Below are 19,757 nucleotides of genomic sequence, written 5' to 3' on the forward strand. Positions count from 1 at the left end.
CTCAAAATTTGCTAGCCGCCTAGAAGGGGGAGGGTTGTCGTAATGGAGAAACGAGCGCCGCGATCCCACTCGATCTGTCCCCCGACCAGTGCTATTCGCTCTTTCATGCCTTTCATGCCTAGTCCTGCTTCAATTGGCTCGTTCGGGATGATCCCGTCATTTGCAATCGTCAGTGCGACATGCGCGGCATTAAAAGCCAGATCAACCGTAACGGATGTCGCTCTCCCATGCCGAACGGCATTCGTAATCGCCTCCTGCGCATTTTTGAAGAGTATGAGCTCCATGCTCGGATAAATCGGGCGTGCATGGCCGGTAATTCGGAAGCTTACCGCTATCCCCATAGCGATTGCTGACTCTTCCACCAGGCGATCCAGTGCATACCGTCTAACATCCTGTTCTTGGTCAGAAGCGATTCTTCTGACGGTTCGACGCATGAGCTCCATGCTGTCCTGCAGCTGATCGCGTATCTGCTCGACGGTCAACCTTGCTCGGTCTGCATCGGCATAAAATAAATGCAGCGCTGCTTCCGACATCATCTTGACGCGAATAAGCCGGTGACCCAAATCATCGTGGATGTCTTTGGCAATGCGGTTTCGTTCCTCAATCTGAGCCTGCTGCTCGACTTGCCGCGCATAATCCTGCATCCTGCGCCTTGCGGCGTCAAGCTCAGCGTGGCTTGCAGATAAAGCCTCATACAAATCCTCGATTTGATGCTGCTTATTCTCATATTCATTTGCGGCATAAAGTATGGCAGATGTGGTGATCCAAAGCAGCGATGCAGATAACAATAATACTTGTTGACTGTCCTGCAGTGCAGAGAGCAAGGCAACCAATCCAGCTAGCGACCAGATGATGCTGGCCGCACGCTCAGGTTTGTATCGGCAGGAAGCGATGAGAGTGGAGAAAAGCAATAGAAACAGCACTCCGCCGAACGAATGAGCAAGCCATGAAAAGCAGATAAGCTCAGCCAGCAGCAATAGAATACGATATTTAAGGTGAATCGAGCCTGATCTTATGAGCAGCAGCGCAAATAGCACACAGGCTGTGTATATGGCATAATGGCTGGGCGCAACGTTTGCAATGCTCAGGACCGACGGGACTGCAACAAGCAGTGTCCGAATTCGGTTTAGCAATATATTCATTTGATAGAGGCTCCCGCTGCTGAATTTGCTTCATTATAGCATAATCACCTTGGCTCTAACGAGCAGGTTGTTTTCTTTTCATACAACCTTCATGCTGCAGTATGGCTGTTGCAGAGGATATGACTTTTGTCACTTTGAGGTTATGACTTTATAGACCTGTTTCCAGCGTGCGAATAACATACAATGGGTTTATCAGATACGAAACAGGGAGTTGAAGAAACGATGAGTCTAGTTGTATTCCGCGAGGTTGTTAAAAAATACGATACGGCAATAACAGTTAATCATCTTAACTTTTCAATAGGTGAAGGAGAGATTTTCGGCTTGCTTGGACCTAACGGTGCAGGAAAGAGTACGAGCATCCATATGCTGTCCGGTTTGCTTGCGCCAAGCGGAGGAGATATTCTGGTGGACGGCTATTCCATTCGCAAGCAGCCCATCGAGGTAAAAAAGAAAATTGGGCTCGTACCGCAGGAGCTCGCGATTTACGAAATGCTGACTGCCCGAGAGAACGTTACTTTTTTTGCGAAGCTTTATGGACTTCGAGGCTCGCTGCTTCGAGACCGTGTCGATGAGGCCTTGCAATTCGTTGGTTTGCTTGAAAAGGCGAAGGATAAGCCCTCTACTTTCTCGGGCGGAATGAAGCGGAGACTTAATATAGCATGCGCAATCATGCATCGGCCAAAGCTGATCATTATGGATGAGCCGACTGTCGGCATTGATCCGCAGTCTAGGAATCACATTTTGGAATCCGTAAGATCATTGAACAAACTCGGATCTACGGTGATATACACGAGCCATTATATGGAGGAGGTCGAGGCGATATGTACGAGAATTGGCATCCTCGACCAAGGCAAATTGATTGCTTGCGGCACGAAGGATGAATTAAAGCGTCAAGTCGGTCAAGGTGAGAAGCTGATCTTCGAAATCGATCGCAATTCGGTTGAAATGCAGAGAGAAATCTCAGAGCATCCTGGCGTGCAGCATTTGGATGAAAGTGATCTGGGATTAAAGCTTACAGCCACGGTGAAAGAATCACCGTCGATCCTACAGGATTTATTGTTCATCATTCAGAAGCACGGCATTAATCTCCGAAAGTTGACCAGGGTCGATCCGAATCTGGAGTCGTTATTTCTACAAATGACCGGACGCACTTTGCGAGACGAATAGGAGGAGTTAAGCGATGAGAGCTTGGTGGACGACCGTTTATTATGAATGTGTGAAATACAGCCGGATGCGTTCGTTGCTTGTTATCCTTATTGGGCTGCCACTGTTATTGATCCTGCTGCTAGGCAGTGCGTTTAATACGGATATCAAGCCCGCAAAGGTTGCAGTATTCAATGCTGACCACGGGAATATGAGGGAAGGCGTTTCATTATTCTGGGAAGAGGCAGCCGCAGGTCCATATATTAAGGTATTGCAAGCGAAATCCGCGAGCGAGGTGCAGGATTGGGTGCGCGAGGGAACTGTAGATTATGGGGTGAGTATTCCCAGCGATTTCTCCTTGCAAGTAGAGGCAGGAAAAGCTTCAGAATGGCTGACCTATGCCGGCCGATACGAAGAGAAAAATATAGCAGCGGATGCTGTGGTCAATCGCTATTTGTCCACTGTTAACTTGCAGCTTGCAGCTGCCTTGACTCTAGGTGTGACGAATGCGGGGGACATCCAAAAGGATTCATCGGCTGAAAATTCCATCCTTGTCCATAACTTAGGCATGGGAGATAGCGAGATTTTCGGAGAGACGTCCGCTATCCAATACTATTCGGCAGCGTATTTGATCATGTTTTTAATGTATGGCGGAATGGCTGCTGCAATTGCATTAATCAATCAACGCGAGAGCGGTACACTACAGCGCATGTATACGAATCCCTCTTCCTTTCGCATGATGATGTTAGGCATTATCTGCGGAGCGGGTATGCTTGCTGCTCTGCAAGCGATTGTCATCCTTGCATTTACGAGCTTTGTGTATGATGTGGATTGGGGCGGTCAGTACGGAATCATTGCGTTAATTTGTTTATTAACAGCCGCAGCGGGAGTCGGTTTGGGGATTACGATTGCCTCTTTTGCCCAGAACAAAAAAACGACTCAGACGTTTTTTTCAATCATCGTCTTCAGTATGACTTTTTTGAGCGGCGGCATGATGACCGGCATTGAGAAAATGGTAGGAGGAGCTAATAAGTTAACGATCAATCATTGGGCAAGCACGAGTCTTAGAGCTGTCATGACGGGGACTGGACAAACGGAAGTCTGGCAGGAAATTGGCGTACTGGCATTGTTTGCACTCAGTCTTCTTATTATTGCAATCATTAGATTGCCAAAGGTGGTGAAAAAGTATGCTTAGCTTGCACATTGCCGCCCATCTCATTCGCAGAACGATGGGTTCGCGGCGCGGACTGATCATGAATGTCCTGCTTCCTGCCATTATTTTATCCATTATGGCAGGCTTGCTTTCTGGGTTGATGGGCAGTAAACCGGTTATCGTCGTAAATAATGCGGATACAGGCAGCTTGGGAGCTTACCTGGCTGCGGCATTGGAGAAGGAACCGCTTTTTGTGATTCAAAAAGACGCAAACCTGAAGGATGGAGATCTAAAGGCGCTTGTCAGCGACGGGAGAGCGGATGCTGCAGTGTATGTTCCGGCTGATTTCTCTTCACAGATGCTAAACGGGACTCACTCCAAAGCTATCGTATACCAGATGAACGAACAATTATGGAATGCCTCGCTATCGGCTATGCTGGCTGTTGAGTCAGATAGGCTCTATGCGACTGCAGAACTTATGAGGGGAAATGAGGCATATGCAGCCGATCCATCACTGCTTACAGCGCTGCTTGAAGCGCAAGCAGCACCAACAATTACTGCCATTCAATCAGAAATGAAGCTAGGGCAAGTTGTATCTAATCCGATGATGATTGGCCTTATCCTCATGTTTCTCTTGCTTCTTGTCAGCCAATCGATCGGATTTGTTATGGAGGATCGTGAGACGCGAACGATGGCTAGAATGTACACAGCACCATTGAGAGCTTTTGATATTGCCTTCGGCAATTTTATGGGAAGCATGCTTGTAGGCACGATTCAACTCATCATTGTGCTGAGCTTGCTATACTACGCATTCGGCTATTCTCTGGGCATTCCGTTTGGCTCGCTGCTTCTCGTTCTGGAATGCTATCTGCTTGCAGCAGTGGGACTCACCTCTGCCATAGCAGGTCTTGTTCGCAACAGCACGCAGCTGTCGCAAATCAACAATCTCCTTATCATTCCGTCCTGCCTCGTCAGCGGCTGTTTTTTCCCACTTTCGATCATGCCCGATTTCATGCAGAAGCTGGCTAATTTCACTCCCCAAAAGTGGGCGATCCAAGCGATTGACCGGTTAGGCGGAGGTTACAGTTTTTCTGAAATTGGCTTGCAGCTGTTGATTCTGCTTCTATTCGCGGCAGTGCTGATCACGTTCGGGTCCGTTGTGCTGCGGCCTAACCGTACCAGCTAACATGAACAGGCAACGGTTGGAATTTGCGCTTGACTTCATCACATTTGTATTGTAAGTTTGTCAAAAGTTAATGACAAAACAACAGCTTTGACCAAGACTATGTTGATCAGACCACGTTTATGCAGAGAGGAAGCTCGCAGGCTGCAAGGCTTCCATAAACGATTGATCAATTCCTATCTTGCGAGCTGCGGAAGCAAGCTGAGGAGCCTGCTGCTGCCGGAACATTCATTCCGTTATCGAATAAGAGCTGTTTTTGCTTGACTGCAGCTATATTAGGGTGGTACCACGAACGCATTCGTCCCTTTCGAATGCGTTCTTTTTGTATCTGGAAAAGGGGAACTCGAATGAATGGGAGTGTTGTTTGAGATGAGACAAAGTCAACTATTAATGCCAACCCTGCGTGAGTCGCCTTCTGAGGCAGAAGCAGCAAGCCATCAATGGATGCTGAGAGCCGGATTGATCAGACAGCTCGCGGCAGGCATATATACGTATTTGCCTTTGGGCAGGCGAGTGCTAAGAAAATTGGAGCAAATCGTACGGGAGGAAATGGATCTGGCAGGTGCTCAAGAGGTATTGATGCCGGCTATGCAGCCTGCAGAGCTATGGAAGGAATCCGGGCGTTATAAGGTATACGGCCCTGAGCTGATGCGCCTGCGCGACCGTCATGATCGGGAATTCACCCTCGGCCCGACACATGAGGAAGTGATTACGAGTCTCGTACGCGGCGAGGTGAGCTCTTACAGGCAGCTTCCTCTTACGTTGTATCAGATCCAGACGAAGTTTCGCGATGAGAAACGGCCGCGTTACGGTTTGCTGCGCGGCAGGGAGTTTCTGATGAAGGATGCCTACTCCTTCGATGCAGACTGGGATGGCTTGCACCGCAGCTATACCAGCATGTATGAAGCTTATCACCGGATATTTACGCGCTGCGGACTTTATTTCCGCTCGGTCGAGGCGGATGCAGGTTCGATTGGCGGAGAAGGCGGCACGCATGAGTTCATGGCTCTTGCCGATATTGGCGAGGACACGATAGCGGTATGCGATTCATGCAGCTATGCGGCGAATTTGGAAAAAGCGGAATACGGAAATAAGGAGCAGGGGCAGGAGCAGGCTGCAGGCGCAGAATCGTCTGTAAGGGATGAGCACGAGGCGGAGCTTGTTCGGCATCATACGCCGAATATTAAAACGATCGAGCAGCTTTCACAGGCGTTCGAGCTCGGAGCGTCGGCTTTTATCAAAACATTGATTTATGTGGTAGATGGCAAGCCTGTGGCCGTTGTCGTACGGGGGGATCATGAGGTCAACGAAATAAAAGTGAAAAACAAGCTGTCTGCAGCGCATGTTGAGCTTGCGGATCAAGCCACTGCAGAACGTGTCACGGGAGCACAGACGGGCTTCGCCGGTCCAATAGGGCTTCAGATTCCGATTCTTGTAGATCATGCGGTGCTTGCTATGGAAAGCGGAATTGCGGGAGCGAATGAGACAGACTTTCATCTTGGCAACGTCAAGCCGTTCATTCATCTCTCGCAGGCGGCAGCGGGTGATTTCCGGAACGCAGAAGCGGGAGATTGCTGCCCTCGCTGCGAGGAAGGCCGATTAGCCTTTCACCGCGGCATTGAGGTCGGCCATGTATTCAAGCTGGGTACGAAATATAGCGATGCTTTGCAGGCGACTTATTTGAATGCGTCAGGGAGGGAACAGCCTTTTATCATGGGATGTTATGGAATCGGCGTTTCTAGGCTGCTGTCAGCTGTGCTGGAACAGCATTCTGATCATAATGGCATTATATGGCCGCGTGCGATTGCTCCGTATCAGGTTCATGTCGTTCCTGTATCTGTTAAGGATACGGTGCAGATGGACTTGGCCGCACATATTACGGCTAGGCTTAGTGAGGCTGGAGTCGAGGTGCTTATGGATGATCGAGATGAGCGGCCAGGCGTTAAATTCAAGGATTCAGACCTCATTGGCATTCCACTGCGAATCGTGATCGGCAAACAGGCTGCAGAAGGAATCGTGGAGCTGAAAACAAGAAAAACTGGCGAGGTGAAGCAATTGGGCCTTGAGGAAGCGTTGGCTTTTGCGACCGGAGCAGAATATTAATGCAAGGCCGGCCTCTGCACAAAAGCAATTCTGAATCAAAAATATCCGCGAGCGCCTATAGCATATAAGCACATAAAGGGTGCGAGCTGTCTTCATTTGGAGGCAGCCGCGCCCTTTTTTAAGGAAAGTAGCCTTTCGGCGTAAAATTAGTCAATAATCCAAGTTGCCAGAACATAAGATGGAGTATAAGATAAAAGTAAGAACAAATTATCAGAACATTTCGTCAACTATACTGAGGTAAGGGAGGGATTGCCGTGAACAAAAGCCATGAAGTCGAATATTGCAATTTGGAACTGCGATTTGACCGCCGGCAAATCCAAAATCTCATCCGCGATCTTATTCAGGAGGGTTATTCCTTGTATTGGAGTGAGACGGAGGGACAATTTCTAGTTTCGATCCGGACCGGCCGCAAGCTGGTGAAGCTCCAATTCCAACGCATGAAGAACCGCTACAAAATCGTCGGAGACTACATTATTAAAGACGAGAAGCTGTCAGAGTTGATTGAAAAGCTGATTAATGACACACGTGGACATGCGGTTGTGAAGCGTATCAAAGATCGTCAAATCGTCATTGAGAGTATCATGTTCGGTGAGATTATACGACTTGTGGAGGTGTCCGGTATGGAACATCGGATTATTTATCAGAAGAAGCCTTTCGTTACAATAGAAGAAATGATTAGAGCCTTCCAATCGAAGCGGGCAGAAGAAAGAGCCATCGTGCTCCGCTATGAGCTTGATTACGAGTTGTCGATGCTGTTTGACGCGCTGCAGGGCACGGATGAGGAAGCGGTTTCGGAGTCAAAAGAGCGATTGATGGCACTTCGCTCGGAAATGCTGCAACTGGAACTCTGATGATAGATGTTGATTCCCCCATGAAAACCTAAAAACGATCAATCGCTGTGGATCCCTCCAGCAATTGGTCGTTTTTAGGTTGTGCGAGAGATTAGAATTTACGTTTGTTCCATAGGGCAAAAAGGAGCGATTATGACAAATATAAGATAATCTTTTTGAATCGGTCAATAATTCTAATGCCGCATATTCGACATTTTTCCGCTTAGACAGTTTTCTTCTTGGGATAAAAAGAGTAAAATAAAACTATTGTGACCCAAAATAGATGATGAAGGATGGAAGAAACCAGATGTCAAAACAGCAAATTGGCGTAATCGGATTGGCCGTAATGGGCAAAAACCTTGCTCTTAACATTGAAAGCAGAGGCTTCACGGTATCGGTGTTCAACCGTTCCCGCGAGAAGACAGATGACCTCGTACAAGAAGCAGCAGGCAAAAACCTTGTTCCAACATACAGCATCGAAGAATTCGTACAATCTCTTGAAGTTCCGCGCAAAATTCTAATCATGGTGCAAGCAGGCGCTGGTACAGATGCAACAATCGATTCACTCGTTCCTCATTTGGCTGAAGGCGATATCATCATTGATGGCGGCAATGCTTATTTCCCTGATACGGTTCGCCGCAGTAAAGATTTGGAAGCTAAAGGCTTCCGTTTCATCGGTACCGGCGTTTCCGGCGGCGAAGAAGGCGCATTGAAAGGCCCTTCCATTATGCCAGGCGGTCAGAAATCCGCATATGAGCTTGTTGAACCTATCCTTAAAGCGATTTCCGCTAAAGTTGGCGATGATGCTTGCTGTACATATATCGGTCCAGACGGTGCAGGCCACTATGTGAAAATGGTGCATAACGGTATTGAGTACGGTGACATGCAGCTTATTTGCGAAGCTTATGACCTGCTCAAAAACGTGCTGGACGTTAGCGCGGAAGAGCTTCACGAAATTTTCTCAGAGTGGAACAAAGGCGAGCTAGACAGCTACCTTATTGAAATTACAAGAGATATCTTCTCCAAATATGATCCAGAGACTGGCAAGCCGATGGTAGATGTAATCTTGGATTCCGCTGGCCAAAAAGGGACAGGCAAATGGACAAGCCAAAGCTCGCTTGATCTTGGCGTACCGCTTTCTATTATTACGGAATCGGTATTCACTCGCTTCTTGTCCGCAATGAAGGAAGAACGCGTTGCAGCAAGCAAAGTGCTTAACGGTCCCGCAAAAGTGCCTTTCACAGGCGACAGAGCCGCATTCATCGAGTCCGTTCGCAAAGCACTGTTTGCAAGTAAAATTTGTTCGTACGCGCAAGGATTTGCTCAAATGCGTGCTGCTTCCGAAGAATTCAACTGGGATCTGAGCTACGGCGAGATCGCTATGATTTTCCGCGGCGGCTGCATTATCCGTGCACGCTTCCTGCAGAATATCAAAGATGCTTACGACCGTGATCCTAACCTGCGCAACCTGTTGCTCGATTCCTACTTCCAAAACATCGTTGAGTCTTATCAAGGCGCATGGCGTGAAGTGATTGCAGCAGCTGTTACAAACGGTGTACCGGTACCAGCTTTCTCAAGCGCGATCGCTTATTATGACAGCTACCGTACAGAGCGTTTGCCAGCTAACCTTCTTCAAGCACAACGCGACTACTTCGGTGCGCATACGTTCAAACGCTTGGACAAAGAAGGAAGCTTCCACTTCAACTGGATGCAGTCATAATACCAATCAGCTATTACGGCTTTGGCTCGCGAGGATTGACGTTATGCAAGCCGTAAGTTGCTTGACGCAGCCACTCGCGCAGCCGGTCCGCTTCTTGATCAGAGCAATGCCTCCGATGAATAAGGGACATGGCCGCTTCCGCAAAAAAACGAAAGTTCTGTAATAAACGTGGCTGCGAAAGATCCAGTAAAGCTGGATCCTCGTCAGCCACCTTTTTTTTAATATATTCAAGCATCCAGACGACATCCTCTCGGCAGAGGGGATGATCAGGATCAAGAATACGATGAATACGCTTTTGCGTCGGATGGAGATCTTGCAGTGGTTGATCACTGGTCATCGCTAGCGTCACTCCTGTTCTTGAAATAACATCATTATCATCCATACGACATATGCAACTTTTTTATACCCTAGAATAATAAAAAAATGATATGATGTTGTAGAAAAAATGGTTTAGGATGAATGAAAAGGGTGAATCGTTCACGATGGAAGAGCAACGTGGTAGTAAATTAGTGCTGATCGGGTTTATGGGAACCGGCAAATCTACCGTAAGCAGGCTGCTTGCAGAGAAGCTAGGCTGGAAGCGGGTCGATGGCGACGAGGAAATCGAGAAGCATGAAAATCGGCAAATTTCCGAAATATTTGCATCTGATGGAGAAGCAGGCTTTCGGGATATTGAATCGAAGGTGCTTCATCATATTTTGGCGGATGAGGATTGCTGCGTTGTTGCAACCGGAGGAGGCGCCGTTCTTCGCGAAACGAATCGCCAGCTCATGCTCGGGAATGGATTCGTCGTTGCGCTTAAAGCAAGCCCCGAACAAATCTTGGCCCGTGTGAAGACGGATACAGCTCGTCCACTGCTGCACGGTGATGCAGAAGAACGCGTGAACCTTCTGCTTGAGCAGCGCAAGGAAGCTTATGATTTCGCGCATCTGACGATTGACACGACGAGCTTGTCTGCGGAAGAGGTCGTTGCTGCAATATTGGAGCAATCGCGATTTAAGCAATCATAGATGGATCATCATTTTATTTGGCTTCGACACCATCTAAAGTGTATATATGAATAAAAAGGGAGATCATACGAACTATGGACGTTTTAGTGACACCAACGCCTAAGCTTGAGGGRGAACTTCAAGCCCTTTCTTCAAAAAATTACACAACTCGTTATTTGTTGGTTGCAGCGCTTGCAGAAGGGACAAGTACGATTTATTTCCCTGCGCATAGCGAGGATAGCGATGCAATGCGCCGTTGTATCCGTGATCTTGGCGCGACCGTTGAAGAGGATGAAGAAAAAATCGTTATTACAGGCTTTGGCAGAAACCCAAAGCCGGTAGAGCAGCTTGATGTAGGAAATGCAGGCGCAGTATTGCGTTTCTTGATGGCGATTGCCGCTTTGTGCCCTGATGTAACCTTCATTAACCGATATCCGGACTCGCTTGGCAAAAGACCGCATAGCGACCTTATTGAATCTCTAAGCGCTATGGGTGTTACCATCACGCATAATGATGGTAAATTACCTATTCGCATTCAAGGTGGGGCTCCAAAAGGCGATAAAATTCAAGTTTCAGGAAATATTAGCTCGCAATTTCTAAGCGCGCTTCTGTTTCTTACACCTTTATTGCCGGAAGACAGCGAGATTGAAGTGCTTCATGATCTGAAATCGAAGGTTGTCGTCGGTCAGACGCTGGAAGTATTGGAACAAGCCGGCATTGTCATTCATGCCGATGAGGATTATATGCGCTTTCGTGTACCTGGTGGCCAAAGCTATGCAGCGAAGACGTATTCGGTTCAAGGAGATTACCCAGGTTCCGCGGCGATTCTTGCAGCTGCTGCGGTAACGCAGTCAGATGTTATTGTTCATCGATTGGAAGAGCGCAGCAAGCAAGGAGAACGTGCTGTAGTCGATGTGCTTCAGATGATGGAGGTTCCTCTCACTCACGAGAACGGTATCGTTCATGTTAAAGGCAATGGAAAGCTAAAAGCAGTCGAGTTCGATGGAGACCATGCAACGGATGCGGTGCTTGCTATGGTAGCTGCAGCCGTATTTGCAGAAGGAACATCACGTTTCTATAATGTAGAGAACTTAAGGTACAAAGAATGCGACCGTATTACGGATTACCTGAATGAGCTGCGGAAAGCTGGCGCCAATGTGGAAGAACGGCAGGCGGAAATTATCGTCCACGGACGCCCAGAAGGTGTTGAGGGCGGAGTTGAGATAAACGCGCATTATGACCACCGTGTTATTATGGCATTGACGGTTGTCGGCTTGCGTGCGAAGCAGCCTATTCGTATTCGAGACGCACATCACGTCGCCAAATCTTATCCTATTTACTTCGACCATTTGAAAGCATTGGGAGCAAACGTGGAGTGGATTGAAGGTTAGTGCGAGAGTGAAGCAATAGCAGTCTTTTTCAAAATAAGAAAAGAGGTGTTTAGGATGGCTTTCGAAAATCCTTCGCGTGAGCAGATAAAGGTTATTCTTGAGAGAAGCATGACGGTTGCGGTAGTCGGATTGTCCGACAAGCCTGATCGTGTATCGTACATGGTATCCGAAGCTATGCAAGCTAAAGGCTATACGATTATCCCCGTTAATCCAAACGCCGATTCGATATTGGGTCAAAAAAGCTATGCTTCGCTAAAGGACATTCCAGTGCCTGTTGATATTGTCAATGTGTTTCGCAGAAGCGAGCATACGCCTCCTGTCGCGCAAGAGGCAGTTGCGATAGGCGCTAAAACCTTGTGGCTGCAGCTTGGCATATCCAATGATGAAGCGGCTGAAATTGCGATTTCTGGCGGTCTTGAGGTTATTATGGATCGTTGCATCAAGGTGGAGGATTCAATCCTGCTTCCTGGAGGGAAATCCAAAATATAACGGTTATAAAATAGTGGTCACTTCTACAGAATAAGAAGGCTTCATAAGCGAGTGCTTTACTTGCTTGAAGACTTTATGTTTGTAATCCAAGGAGGACACGACGTGAATCAATATTCGCAACAACCGGGTAATTACCAAGGGCAACAAAGCTACCTTAACCAAGGCACGCACTTTGAGCCAACGGGCAATGTGCAATCACACTATCAAGGACAGCTTAGCCAACCGACTTTTGGCAGACAAACGAACTCCATTGTGTCGAATACGCCAGGAGGTTATCAAGCGTCTAATTCTTATAGCCAAGGTATGCAGCATTTCACACCTAACAGCTATTCGAATTCGACTCATCCGGTAGGAACGAATCATTCATTCATCTCGCATCAGCCGGTTCAAAGCCACGCGCAATCGCCGGCAACGGCATTTGGCAATGTTGGCCCGGTTATCGCACATGTCGGCTATCAAGCTGGATATGACAATCAGCAATCGTTTTACCAGCCAACGTCTAACATCGGATCGAATTTTGCACAGCAGAACTCCAATTCCCATTTCGGAGGTTACGCACAGGCAAACCAACAGAATGGATACGGAATGACACCGACTCATTCGAATACTTCGCTCCATCCTGTTTATGAAGCGACCAATGCCTATCAACAATCGGGTCCGGTAATTTCACATGTCGGCTGGCAATCCCAAAGCGCTGCTAATTCCCCTTACTCGGGCGGCATGCGATAACATCGTTTTAAAATCATAGGAAAAGAATCATCAACACCGGCGGGCCCTTACAGGCTCGCCGTTTTACTTTGACAAAAACGCAGCAAACGCTTAACATCGATATAGAAATGTTGGGAGCTCACGTACGAAGTCAGTTTTGCTATGCAAAACTAAGTTAATGCTTACGAGGTCAGTTTTGCTACGCAAAACTAAGCTAATGCTTACGAAGTCAGTTTTGCTACGCAAAACTTTAAGGAGGTGCAAAATGGTTTTCATTGGGAGCCTGCAGCAACTCGGTAGAGCATTTATGCTGCCGATGATTGTATTGCCAGGCGCGGCCATATTTTTAAGCTTAAGCAAGCTGCCATGGGCATATATTGGCTTGCCGGGAATGGAAGGTTATTTAGTCGCTGCCAGCGAGGCGATATTTACGTTTCTACCTTATATTTTCGCGGTAGGCATATCGCTCGGATTGACGGGAAATGCGCTCGCTGCGGGCATGGCTGCTCTTATAGGAATGATTATATATAGCGGCATAACCAGCACTGCTGAGGTGCAGATTGAGCCGACTGTCCTGATTGGTACCTTAATCGGCATTATTGCAGGTGTAAGCCATGAACGATTCAAAAGCTTGCGCTTGCCGGAATACATACAGTTTTTTGGCGGTCCGAGGTTCGTTCCGCTGTTTGTCAGTTTTGTGTGCTTGCTTTTTTCCATCGGCATGATTAATATAGCGCCGTATTTGCAAAAAATGCTTGTGGAGCTGGGTGAAATTGTTGCTTCTGGCGGAGGCTTCGGTGTTTTCTTGTATGGCTTTGTACATCGCATTCTAGTCGTATTCGGCTTGCACCATCTTGTGAGTCATGTGTTCTGGTTCCAGATTGGAGGCTACGAGACGGAAGCCGGTCAAATGGTATATGGCGATCTGCCTCGATTCTTTGCAGGCGATCCAACGGCAGGGGTGTTCATGGCTGGATTGTATCCGACGATGATGTTCGCACTGCCAGCTATAGCCTTGGCTATTATTCACGAAGCTCGCGAGGACTTGAAGCCCAAAATTAGAAAAACGTTTCTATACGCTGCGTTAGCCTCCTTTTTGACGGGCGTTACCGAACCGGTTGAGTTTGCTTTTTTATTCGTAGCTCCTTACTTATACGTCGTTCATGCCATCCTTTCAGGCATTATTATGTGGGTGACCTATGAGCTTGGCATCAAGCATGGCTTTTCCTTTTCGGCAGGAGCCATTGATTTTGTAATCAACGAGCATTTGGCAACGAGAGGCTGGCTTATTATTCCAATTGGAATTGTTGTCGGATTCGTTTATTATTTCTTATTTCGCTGGGCAATCCGCAGATTCCGTATTCCGACACCTGGTCGAGAGGAAGGCTCGCAGCTCGATGAGTGGGCGGGAGATATTCCTTACCGTGCACCGCTTATTCTACAAGCAATTGGCGGGAAGCAGAATATTGTCAAAATGGAATCCTGTATCACTAGGCTGCGGCTTAAAGTGTCGAATGACAAGCTGCTGGATGTAAATGCGCTTCGAAATCTAGGTGCAGCCGGCGTCATCAAGCTTGGCGGAGGGCAGGTACAGGTCGTATTCGGCACATACTCCGAACTCATTCGCGAAGAGATGATAAAGACGATTCATCGGGATCAAGCACAGGTGCTGTTCCACTCGCCGATGCAGGGAAGAATGATTCCGCTTGATGAGGTACCCGACCCGATATTCGCAGGAAAGCTGGTAGGACAAGGTGTTGCTTTTATACCGGATAGAGGAGAATTGGTATCTCCCGTGAAAGGGAAGGTTATTCATATTTATCCGACAATGCACGCGATAGGCTTGCTTACTCCGGAGGGACTGGAGGTTCTGCTGCATATCGGCATCGACACCTCTGGATTAGCAGGAAAAGGCTATTTTAATGCGCTTGTTAAAGAAGGGGATGAAGTGACGCCTGGCATGATGCTGATCAAGTTTGATTTGCAGCGGGTACGTAAGGAAAGCAAGTCGCTTGCTACGCCTATGGTAATCACCAACTCTGATCTCGTCCATTCCTGGCGGTTTGCACCGTTTAAAGCGGTGAAAAAAGGGCAGTCCTCAGTTTTGTCTGTTGTTCTTAAAGAGAGAAATGGTGGAGGGGAAACACAATGATTCAAGGAATTGGGGCTTCAGCTGGCATAGCGATTGGGAGATCGTTTGTGCTTCCGAATTGGGAATGGGAATTGCCTGAGCAGAAGATCGATGTAGCTGACTTTGCACGGGAGTTCGAACGCGTATATGAAGGCATCCGCACCTCCAAATCGGAAATCGAACAAATCAAAGATGAGCTGCGTGATGTTGTTGGTTCTGAAGAGACGCATATATTCGATGCTCATATCGCGATTCTGGATGATCCTGTTTTTATGAACGAAATCCAGGGCATCATCCAGCGCCAGTACAAAGCTGCTGAGGTTGCCGTAAAGGAAGCCATTGATCATTTCGTCACCATGTTCGATCTGCTGGACGATGAGTACATGAAGGAGCGGGCTCTTGATATCAAGGACGTAGGAAACCGACTGCTGAAGCATTTGCTTGGAGCACCGGAGATTACCCTGCCATCTGACACACAGCCCTTTATCCTGATTGCAAAGGAGCTGTCTCCCTCACAGCTGGCGCATATTAACCCGCAGCATGTTCTTGGTATTGTTACCCTTGCTGGCAGTACAACCTCGCATTCAGCCATTATGGCAAGAGCGCTTGGCGTACCGCTAGTAGTTGGTGTGGAAACTAAGCTGGCAGAACCGATTCAAACGGGCCAGACGCTTGTCATCGACGGTACGGACGGCAGCGTATTTATAGAACCTGAGCAAGAAGTCATTCAAACCTATACAGATCTTCATAATCGCCAAACAGAAGCGAAGCAACAATTGCACGGCATTGCTAATCATCGGCCTGTTACGCCTGATGGCAAGAGACTTGACCTTGCTGCGAATATCAGTTCATTCAAAGAGCTGGAAATCGCATTGTCAAGCGGTGCGCATGGCGTAGGTTTGTTCCGAACAGAGTTTTTGTATATGGATCGAAATCGTTTTCCGAAGGAAGAAGAGCAGTTCGAGGTTTATCGAAGTGTTGCCGAAAGACTTGGAGGCGAGCCGCTCGTTATTCGAACGCTCGATGTCGGCGGAGATAAACAACTGGATTACTTTGAGCTGCCAGAGGAAGATAATCCATTTCTTGGCTATAGAGCAATCCGCATTTCTCTGGATCGCAAAGATTTGTTCAAGACGCAGCTCCGCGCCATACTACGAGCAAGCCATTATGGGGCAGTTAAGCTGATGTATCCGCTTATTTCATCCGTCGATGAGGTCAGAGCTGCCAACGCTGTGCTTAACGAAGCAAAGCTAGAGCTGGAAGAAGCCGGCATTCCGTATGACAATGGCATGAAAATAGGTATCATGATCGAGGTGCCGGCAGCCGTTATGATTGCAGATCTTCTGGCTGAAGAAGTCGATTTCTTCAGTATTGGTACGAATGATCTTGTCCAATTTACGCTTGCGGTCGATCGGATGAATGAAGAGATTTCCCATTTATATGAGCCATACCATCCGGCATTAATCCGGATGCTGAAAATGACTGTAGAAGCGGCGAAAAAAGCAGGTATTACGGTAGGCGTATGCGGTGAGCTTGCGGGTGATTTAAGAGCTTTGCCGATCTGGCTGAGCCTAGATGTCGATGAGCTGAGCATGTCCTCCCATTCGATCTTGCAAGTGAAGCAGCGTCTTCTTAGCACGTCTCAGGAAGAGAGTGGAGAGGTGTTTAAGAAGCTGCACAGCTGTCGCACGAGTACGGAGGTACTTGCACTGCTTAACGCCTTCATGGAGCGGGTAGACAAAAAAACAGCGAATGGTTAGCCCATTCGCTGTACAAGAGCGTCTACAAATGCTTTGGCATAAGGCGGGAGATCAGGCGGACGACGTGCCGAGATGAGATTTCCGTCTACAACAACCGCTTCATCAAACCACGTTGCTCCAGCATTCTCCATATCGTCGCGAATGCCTGGCGTCGAAGTGACCTTGCGGCCCTCGAGTATTTTGGCTGAAATCAACACCCACCCGGCATGGCAAATTTGGCCGATCGGTTTATCCTGCGCATTAAGCTCTTGAACGAGCTGAAGCACTTTCGGATATCTGCGAAGCTTGTCAGGTGCCCAGCCGCCTGGAACGAGCAGCCCGATGATATCTTCACTGTTTACTTCGTCGAAAGACAAGTCGGCAACAGCAGGTACGCCATACTTGCCAATATGCTTTTTGCCTTTTTCAGGTCCGGCATATAGAACCGTTGCGCCAGCCTCTCGAGCGCGATAGACCGGATACCATAATTCCAAATCCTCGAATTCGTCGTCTAGCAAGCAGATGACGGTTTTGTTTTGTAAGGACATCTTTTCCCCTCCATCTATGAATGATCTCTATTATTGTAACGAAGGAGCAACAATGAAGCAAATGAATCAGGTATCCAAACGTTTCTCATATACAAGACTCTTACGTTTCCTGCCGGCAGTTATTTGGATGATAGTGATCTTTGTCTTGTCTTCGAGAACGAGTGACGAGATCAATACCTTTCTTCCTTTCTTTCAAACTTTTTTTCCGTTCATGGAGGGCTTTGATTGGGGGCATTTTGTCTCTTACTTCATACTTGCATTAACCATGGATTACGGCATAGGCAAAACAGCTGACCGTCTATGGATGAAGGTCATTATCGTTTTGCTATGCGGACTTTACGGCGTGACCGATGAATACCATCAATCATTTGTCGGAGGCAGGATGCCGGACGCAATGGACGTACGCAATGATTTGATTGGAGCAGCGATATGGACAGCCATAGCAGCGGTTCCATGGATTCGGAAAAGATGGAGAAAAGCAGCCCCATGACCGCTTGCATATGTGCTGCAAAGCACCGTATTAGTAGTAAAAATTACAAGACTGTGAAAGCAGGAATTTTCGCGAACTTGGTCGAATCCATTATATATTGTAACTCTGAAAGCTATGCCTATTGAGAATAGCTGTTACTAAGAAGGAGTGGACCGCTTTGCATAAGAGGTGTCATTGTGGTGACATCATGAAGATGAAACTGCGCACAGTCATTTATTCAGGGAAAGTAGAGATTGATAACGTTCCTATTTTCTCATGCACAACCTGCAATCGCAGTGAAGTATTTCCCGATGTGAAGCCGGATTTGACTGGATTAATCGCTCAATTGGGGGCTCAGCCAGATAAACAAACCTTTTTATTCAATGAATGCAACGAATGGGCTAATTTGCTCGTTGAAGCAAAAGCGGAGAAGCTGCAAACAGACCAAATTGCATTTGAGAGAATGATTGAGCACAGAATTAACCAATTGCTTGATTTGTATCTGCTTGCCCAGACGCTGAATGATGAGGCGTGGATCAGCGATTTAAAGAAAAGGCTTGAGCAAATTAGTCGCCGTTCGCTGCTTACATAGCTGCTTGGATTTGTCATGCTTGTGCATTATCTAATTCCTTAAAGTGGATGGACAAGAGAAGAGTGCGGGTTATCTGACAATAGCGTTTATTTTCAAGCGGGCTGAGATTTATCTCAGCTCTTTTTGTTTTATGCAGGCTCATCTCGATCCTATGCGTATCAGATTGGAAGCATGAATTTACTAGGAAAAGGAAGAAAATAGATAGATTTTATTTGCATTCAACAAGGCGGATGCCGCGTGTGCGCAAGCGTTATGGAACAGAACTTTAAGCGACTTTTTATTTTGAAAACGCAATGAAAGCACGAAACAGCAAGGTTTTTGCCGTCTTTTGTTTTGCGTTGCTCATTTCTTTGTGCTATGATTACGTTAATATTGGTCGTACGAAAATTAAAATTTGAGCTAATGGAGAGGACCACTGTGACGGTAACCATTTATGATGTAGCAAGAGAAGCAGGAGTGTCGATGGCTACGGTTTCCCGGGTTGTGAATAACAATCCTAACGTAAAGCCTGCAACGCGGAAGAAAGTATTTGAAGCAATTGAACGCCTTGGGTATCGTCCAAACGCTGTGGCAAGAGGCCTTGCGAGCAAGAAAACAACGACTGTCGGCGTCGTCATTCCCGATATTTCAAACGCTATTTTTGCGGAAGTAGCTCGAGGAATCGAAGATATTGCTAATATGTATCATTATAATATTATTTTGTGCAATGCGGACAAGAAGAAAGATAAAGAAATCCGCGTTATCAATACCTTGTTGGAGAAACAAGTTGACGGTTTGCTATTTATGGGCGGAGCCGTAACCGAAKAGCATCTGCAAGCTTTCAAAACTGCAAATGTTCCCATTGTATTATGCGCAACATCAGATGAGAGCGGACAAATTCCATCTGTCGATATTAATCATGAAGATGCTGCTTATGATGCCGTTCAGAAGCTGCTAGAGCAAGGCCATAAGCGCATTGCGATGATTAGCGGGACGCTGCAAGATCCTTCGATCGGATATGCAAGGTTCCAAGGGTACAAGCGTGCGCTTGAGACTGCGGGCATCGCGTATGATGATACACTGGTACGAATCGGCAATTACCGCTATGAGTCCGGTGCGGAAGCGATGAAGTATTTCATTGAATTGGACGAGCGTCCAACAGCCGTATTCTCCGCAACGGATGAAATGGCGATTGGCGCCATCCATAGCATTCAGGATTCTGGATTACGAGTGCCAGACGATATTTCCATCATCAGCGTAGACAACAGCCGGATGGCATCAATGGTTCGTCCGCAGCTTACAGCTGTCGCACAGCCCATGTATGATATCGGTGCAGTATCCATGCGCTTGTTGACGAAGCTTATGAAGAAAGAAAACGTAGATCAATCCAAAGTTGTACTGCCGCATGAAATTGTCGTGCGTCAATCGGTTGGAGGAATATAATCCAT

Annotated in this window: 18 protein-coding genes; 15 read left to right on the forward strand and 3 right to left on the reverse strand. The window is 47.4% G+C overall.

Features of this window, described 5'->3' with window-relative positions; translation table 11 throughout:
• Window positions 1-11: 11 nt before the first annotated feature.
• Entirely contained in the window at window positions 12-1,142 is a 1,131-nt protein-coding gene (locus AB4Z29_RS02865; RefSeq protein ID WP_441941625.1) for a sensor histidine kinase, read from the reverse strand.
• A gap of 222 nt (window positions 1,143-1,364) precedes the next feature.
• On the opposite strand from AB4Z29_RS02865, the gene AB4Z29_RS02870 reads away from it, so the two are divergent.
• From AB4Z29_RS02870 to gndA, 6 genes are all read left to right on the forward strand, one after another.
• A complete protein-coding gene (locus AB4Z29_RS02870; RefSeq protein ID WP_441941626.1) occupies window positions 1,365-2,309 on the forward strand; it encodes an ATP-binding cassette domain-containing protein in 945 nt (314 codons plus the stop codon).
• A 13-nt stretch (window positions 2,310-2,322) separates the two neighbouring features.
• A complete protein-coding gene (locus AB4Z29_RS02875) occupies window positions 2,323-3,480 on the forward strand; it encodes an ABC transporter permease (protein ID WP_441941627.1) in 1,158 nt (385 codons plus the stop codon).
• Window positions 3,473-4,624, forward strand: a complete 1,152-nt coding sequence (locus AB4Z29_RS02880) for an ABC transporter permease (RefSeq protein ID WP_441941628.1) — start codon at window positions 3,473-3,475, stop codon at window positions 4,622-4,624. The genes AB4Z29_RS02875 and AB4Z29_RS02880 overlap by 8 nt, the downstream gene beginning before the upstream one ends.
• Window positions 4,625-4,990: 366 nt before the next feature.
• On the forward strand, window positions 4,991-6,724 hold the full coding sequence (locus AB4Z29_RS02885) for a proline--tRNA ligase (protein WP_441941629.1): 1,734 nt from the start codon (window positions 4,991-4,993) through the stop codon (window positions 6,722-6,724).
• 254 nt (window positions 6,725-6,978) lie between these two features.
• A complete protein-coding gene (locus tag AB4Z29_RS02890; RefSeq protein WP_308994679.1) occupies window positions 6,979-7,575 on the forward strand; it encodes a hypothetical protein in 597 nt (198 codons plus the stop codon).
• 286 nt (window positions 7,576-7,861) lie between these two features.
• Window positions 7,862-9,274 carry an NADP-dependent phosphogluconate dehydrogenase gene (gene gndA, locus AB4Z29_RS02895; RefSeq protein WP_183562008.1) on the forward strand — a complete coding sequence of 471 codons (1,413 nt, stop codon included), beginning with the start codon at window positions 7,862-7,864 and terminating at the stop codon, window positions 9,272-9,274.
• Window positions 9,275-9,287: 13 nt separating this feature from the next.
• On the opposite strand, the gene AB4Z29_RS02900 is transcribed toward gndA, so the two are convergent.
• A complete protein-coding gene (locus AB4Z29_RS02900) occupies window positions 9,288-9,611 on the reverse strand; it encodes a hypothetical protein (protein ID WP_441941630.1) in 324 nt (107 codons plus the stop codon).
• A gap of 145 nt (window positions 9,612-9,756) precedes the next feature.
• Here AB4Z29_RS02900 and AB4Z29_RS02905 point away from each other — a divergent pair, with 145 nt between their 5' ends.
• From AB4Z29_RS02905 to ptsP, 6 genes are all read left to right on the forward strand, one after another.
• On the forward strand, window positions 9,757-10,284 hold the full coding sequence (locus AB4Z29_RS02905) for a shikimate kinase (RefSeq protein ID WP_441941631.1): 528 nt from the start codon (window positions 9,757-9,759) through the stop codon (window positions 10,282-10,284).
• 74 nt (window positions 10,285-10,358) lie between these two features.
• Window positions 10,359-11,654 (forward strand): 3-phosphoshikimate 1-carboxyvinyltransferase, encoded by a 1,296-nt coding sequence (aroA, locus tag AB4Z29_RS02910; RefSeq protein ID WP_441941632.1) that lies wholly within the window; start codon window positions 10,359-10,361, stop codon window positions 11,652-11,654.
• A gap of 54 nt (window positions 11,655-11,708) precedes the next feature.
• Window positions 11,709-12,143 (forward strand): CoA-binding protein, encoded by a 435-nt coding sequence (locus tag AB4Z29_RS02915; RefSeq protein ID WP_441941633.1) that lies wholly within the window; start codon window positions 11,709-11,711, stop codon window positions 12,141-12,143.
• Between the two features lie 102 nt (window positions 12,144-12,245).
• The gene (locus AB4Z29_RS02920; RefSeq protein ID WP_441941634.1) at window positions 12,246-12,872 is read left to right on the forward strand and encodes a hypothetical protein; all 627 of its coding nucleotides are present in this window, start codon (window positions 12,246-12,248) and stop codon (window positions 12,870-12,872) included.
• A gap of 244 nt (window positions 12,873-13,116) precedes the next feature.
• Complete coding sequence (locus AB4Z29_RS02925; protein ID WP_441941635.1) at window positions 13,117-15,003, forward strand: glucose PTS transporter subunit IIA; 1,887 nt, start codon at window positions 13,117-13,119, stop codon at window positions 15,001-15,003.
• On the forward strand, window positions 15,000-16,742 hold the full coding sequence (gene ptsP, locus AB4Z29_RS02930) for a phosphoenolpyruvate--protein phosphotransferase (protein ID WP_441941636.1): 1,743 nt from the start codon (window positions 15,000-15,002) through the stop codon (window positions 16,740-16,742). Before AB4Z29_RS02925 ends, ptsP begins: the two co-directional genes overlap by 4 nt.
• Here the strand turns inward: ptsP and AB4Z29_RS02935 are convergent.
• Window positions 16,739-17,269: a type 1 glutamine amidotransferase domain-containing protein gene (locus AB4Z29_RS02935; RefSeq protein ID WP_183561992.1), complete on the reverse strand. Its 531-nt coding sequence runs from the start codon at window positions 17,267-17,269 to the stop codon at window positions 16,739-16,741. The genes ptsP and AB4Z29_RS02935 overlap by 4 nt on opposite strands.
• 52 nt (window positions 17,270-17,321) lie before the next feature.
• On the opposite strand from AB4Z29_RS02935, the gene AB4Z29_RS02940 reads away from it, so the two are divergent.
• The 3 genes from AB4Z29_RS02940 (at window position 17,322) to ccpA (ending at window position 19,752) form a co-directional block, all read left to right on the forward strand.
• Window positions 17,322-17,759 carry a VanZ family protein gene (locus AB4Z29_RS02940; protein ID WP_441941637.1) on the forward strand — a complete coding sequence of 146 codons (438 nt, stop codon included), beginning with the start codon at window positions 17,322-17,324 and terminating at the stop codon, window positions 17,757-17,759.
• Between the two features lie 187 nt (window positions 17,760-17,946).
• Window positions 17,947-18,330, forward strand: coding sequence for a hypothetical protein (locus tag AB4Z29_RS02945; protein WP_441941638.1), 384 nt, complete (start codon window positions 17,947-17,949; stop codon window positions 18,328-18,330).
• A 417-nt stretch (window positions 18,331-18,747) separates the two neighbouring features.
• Window positions 18,748-19,752, forward strand: coding sequence for a catabolite control protein A (gene ccpA / locus AB4Z29_RS02950; RefSeq protein WP_441941639.1), 1,005 nt, complete (start codon window positions 18,748-18,750; stop codon window positions 19,750-19,752).
• Window positions 19,753-19,757: the final 5 nt, after the last annotated feature.

This window comes from Paenibacillus sp. 2TAB23 (assembly GCF_052115165.1).
In the GTDB taxonomy this organism is placed as follows: Bacteria; Bacillota; Bacilli; order Paenibacillales; family Paenibacillaceae; genus Pristimantibacillus.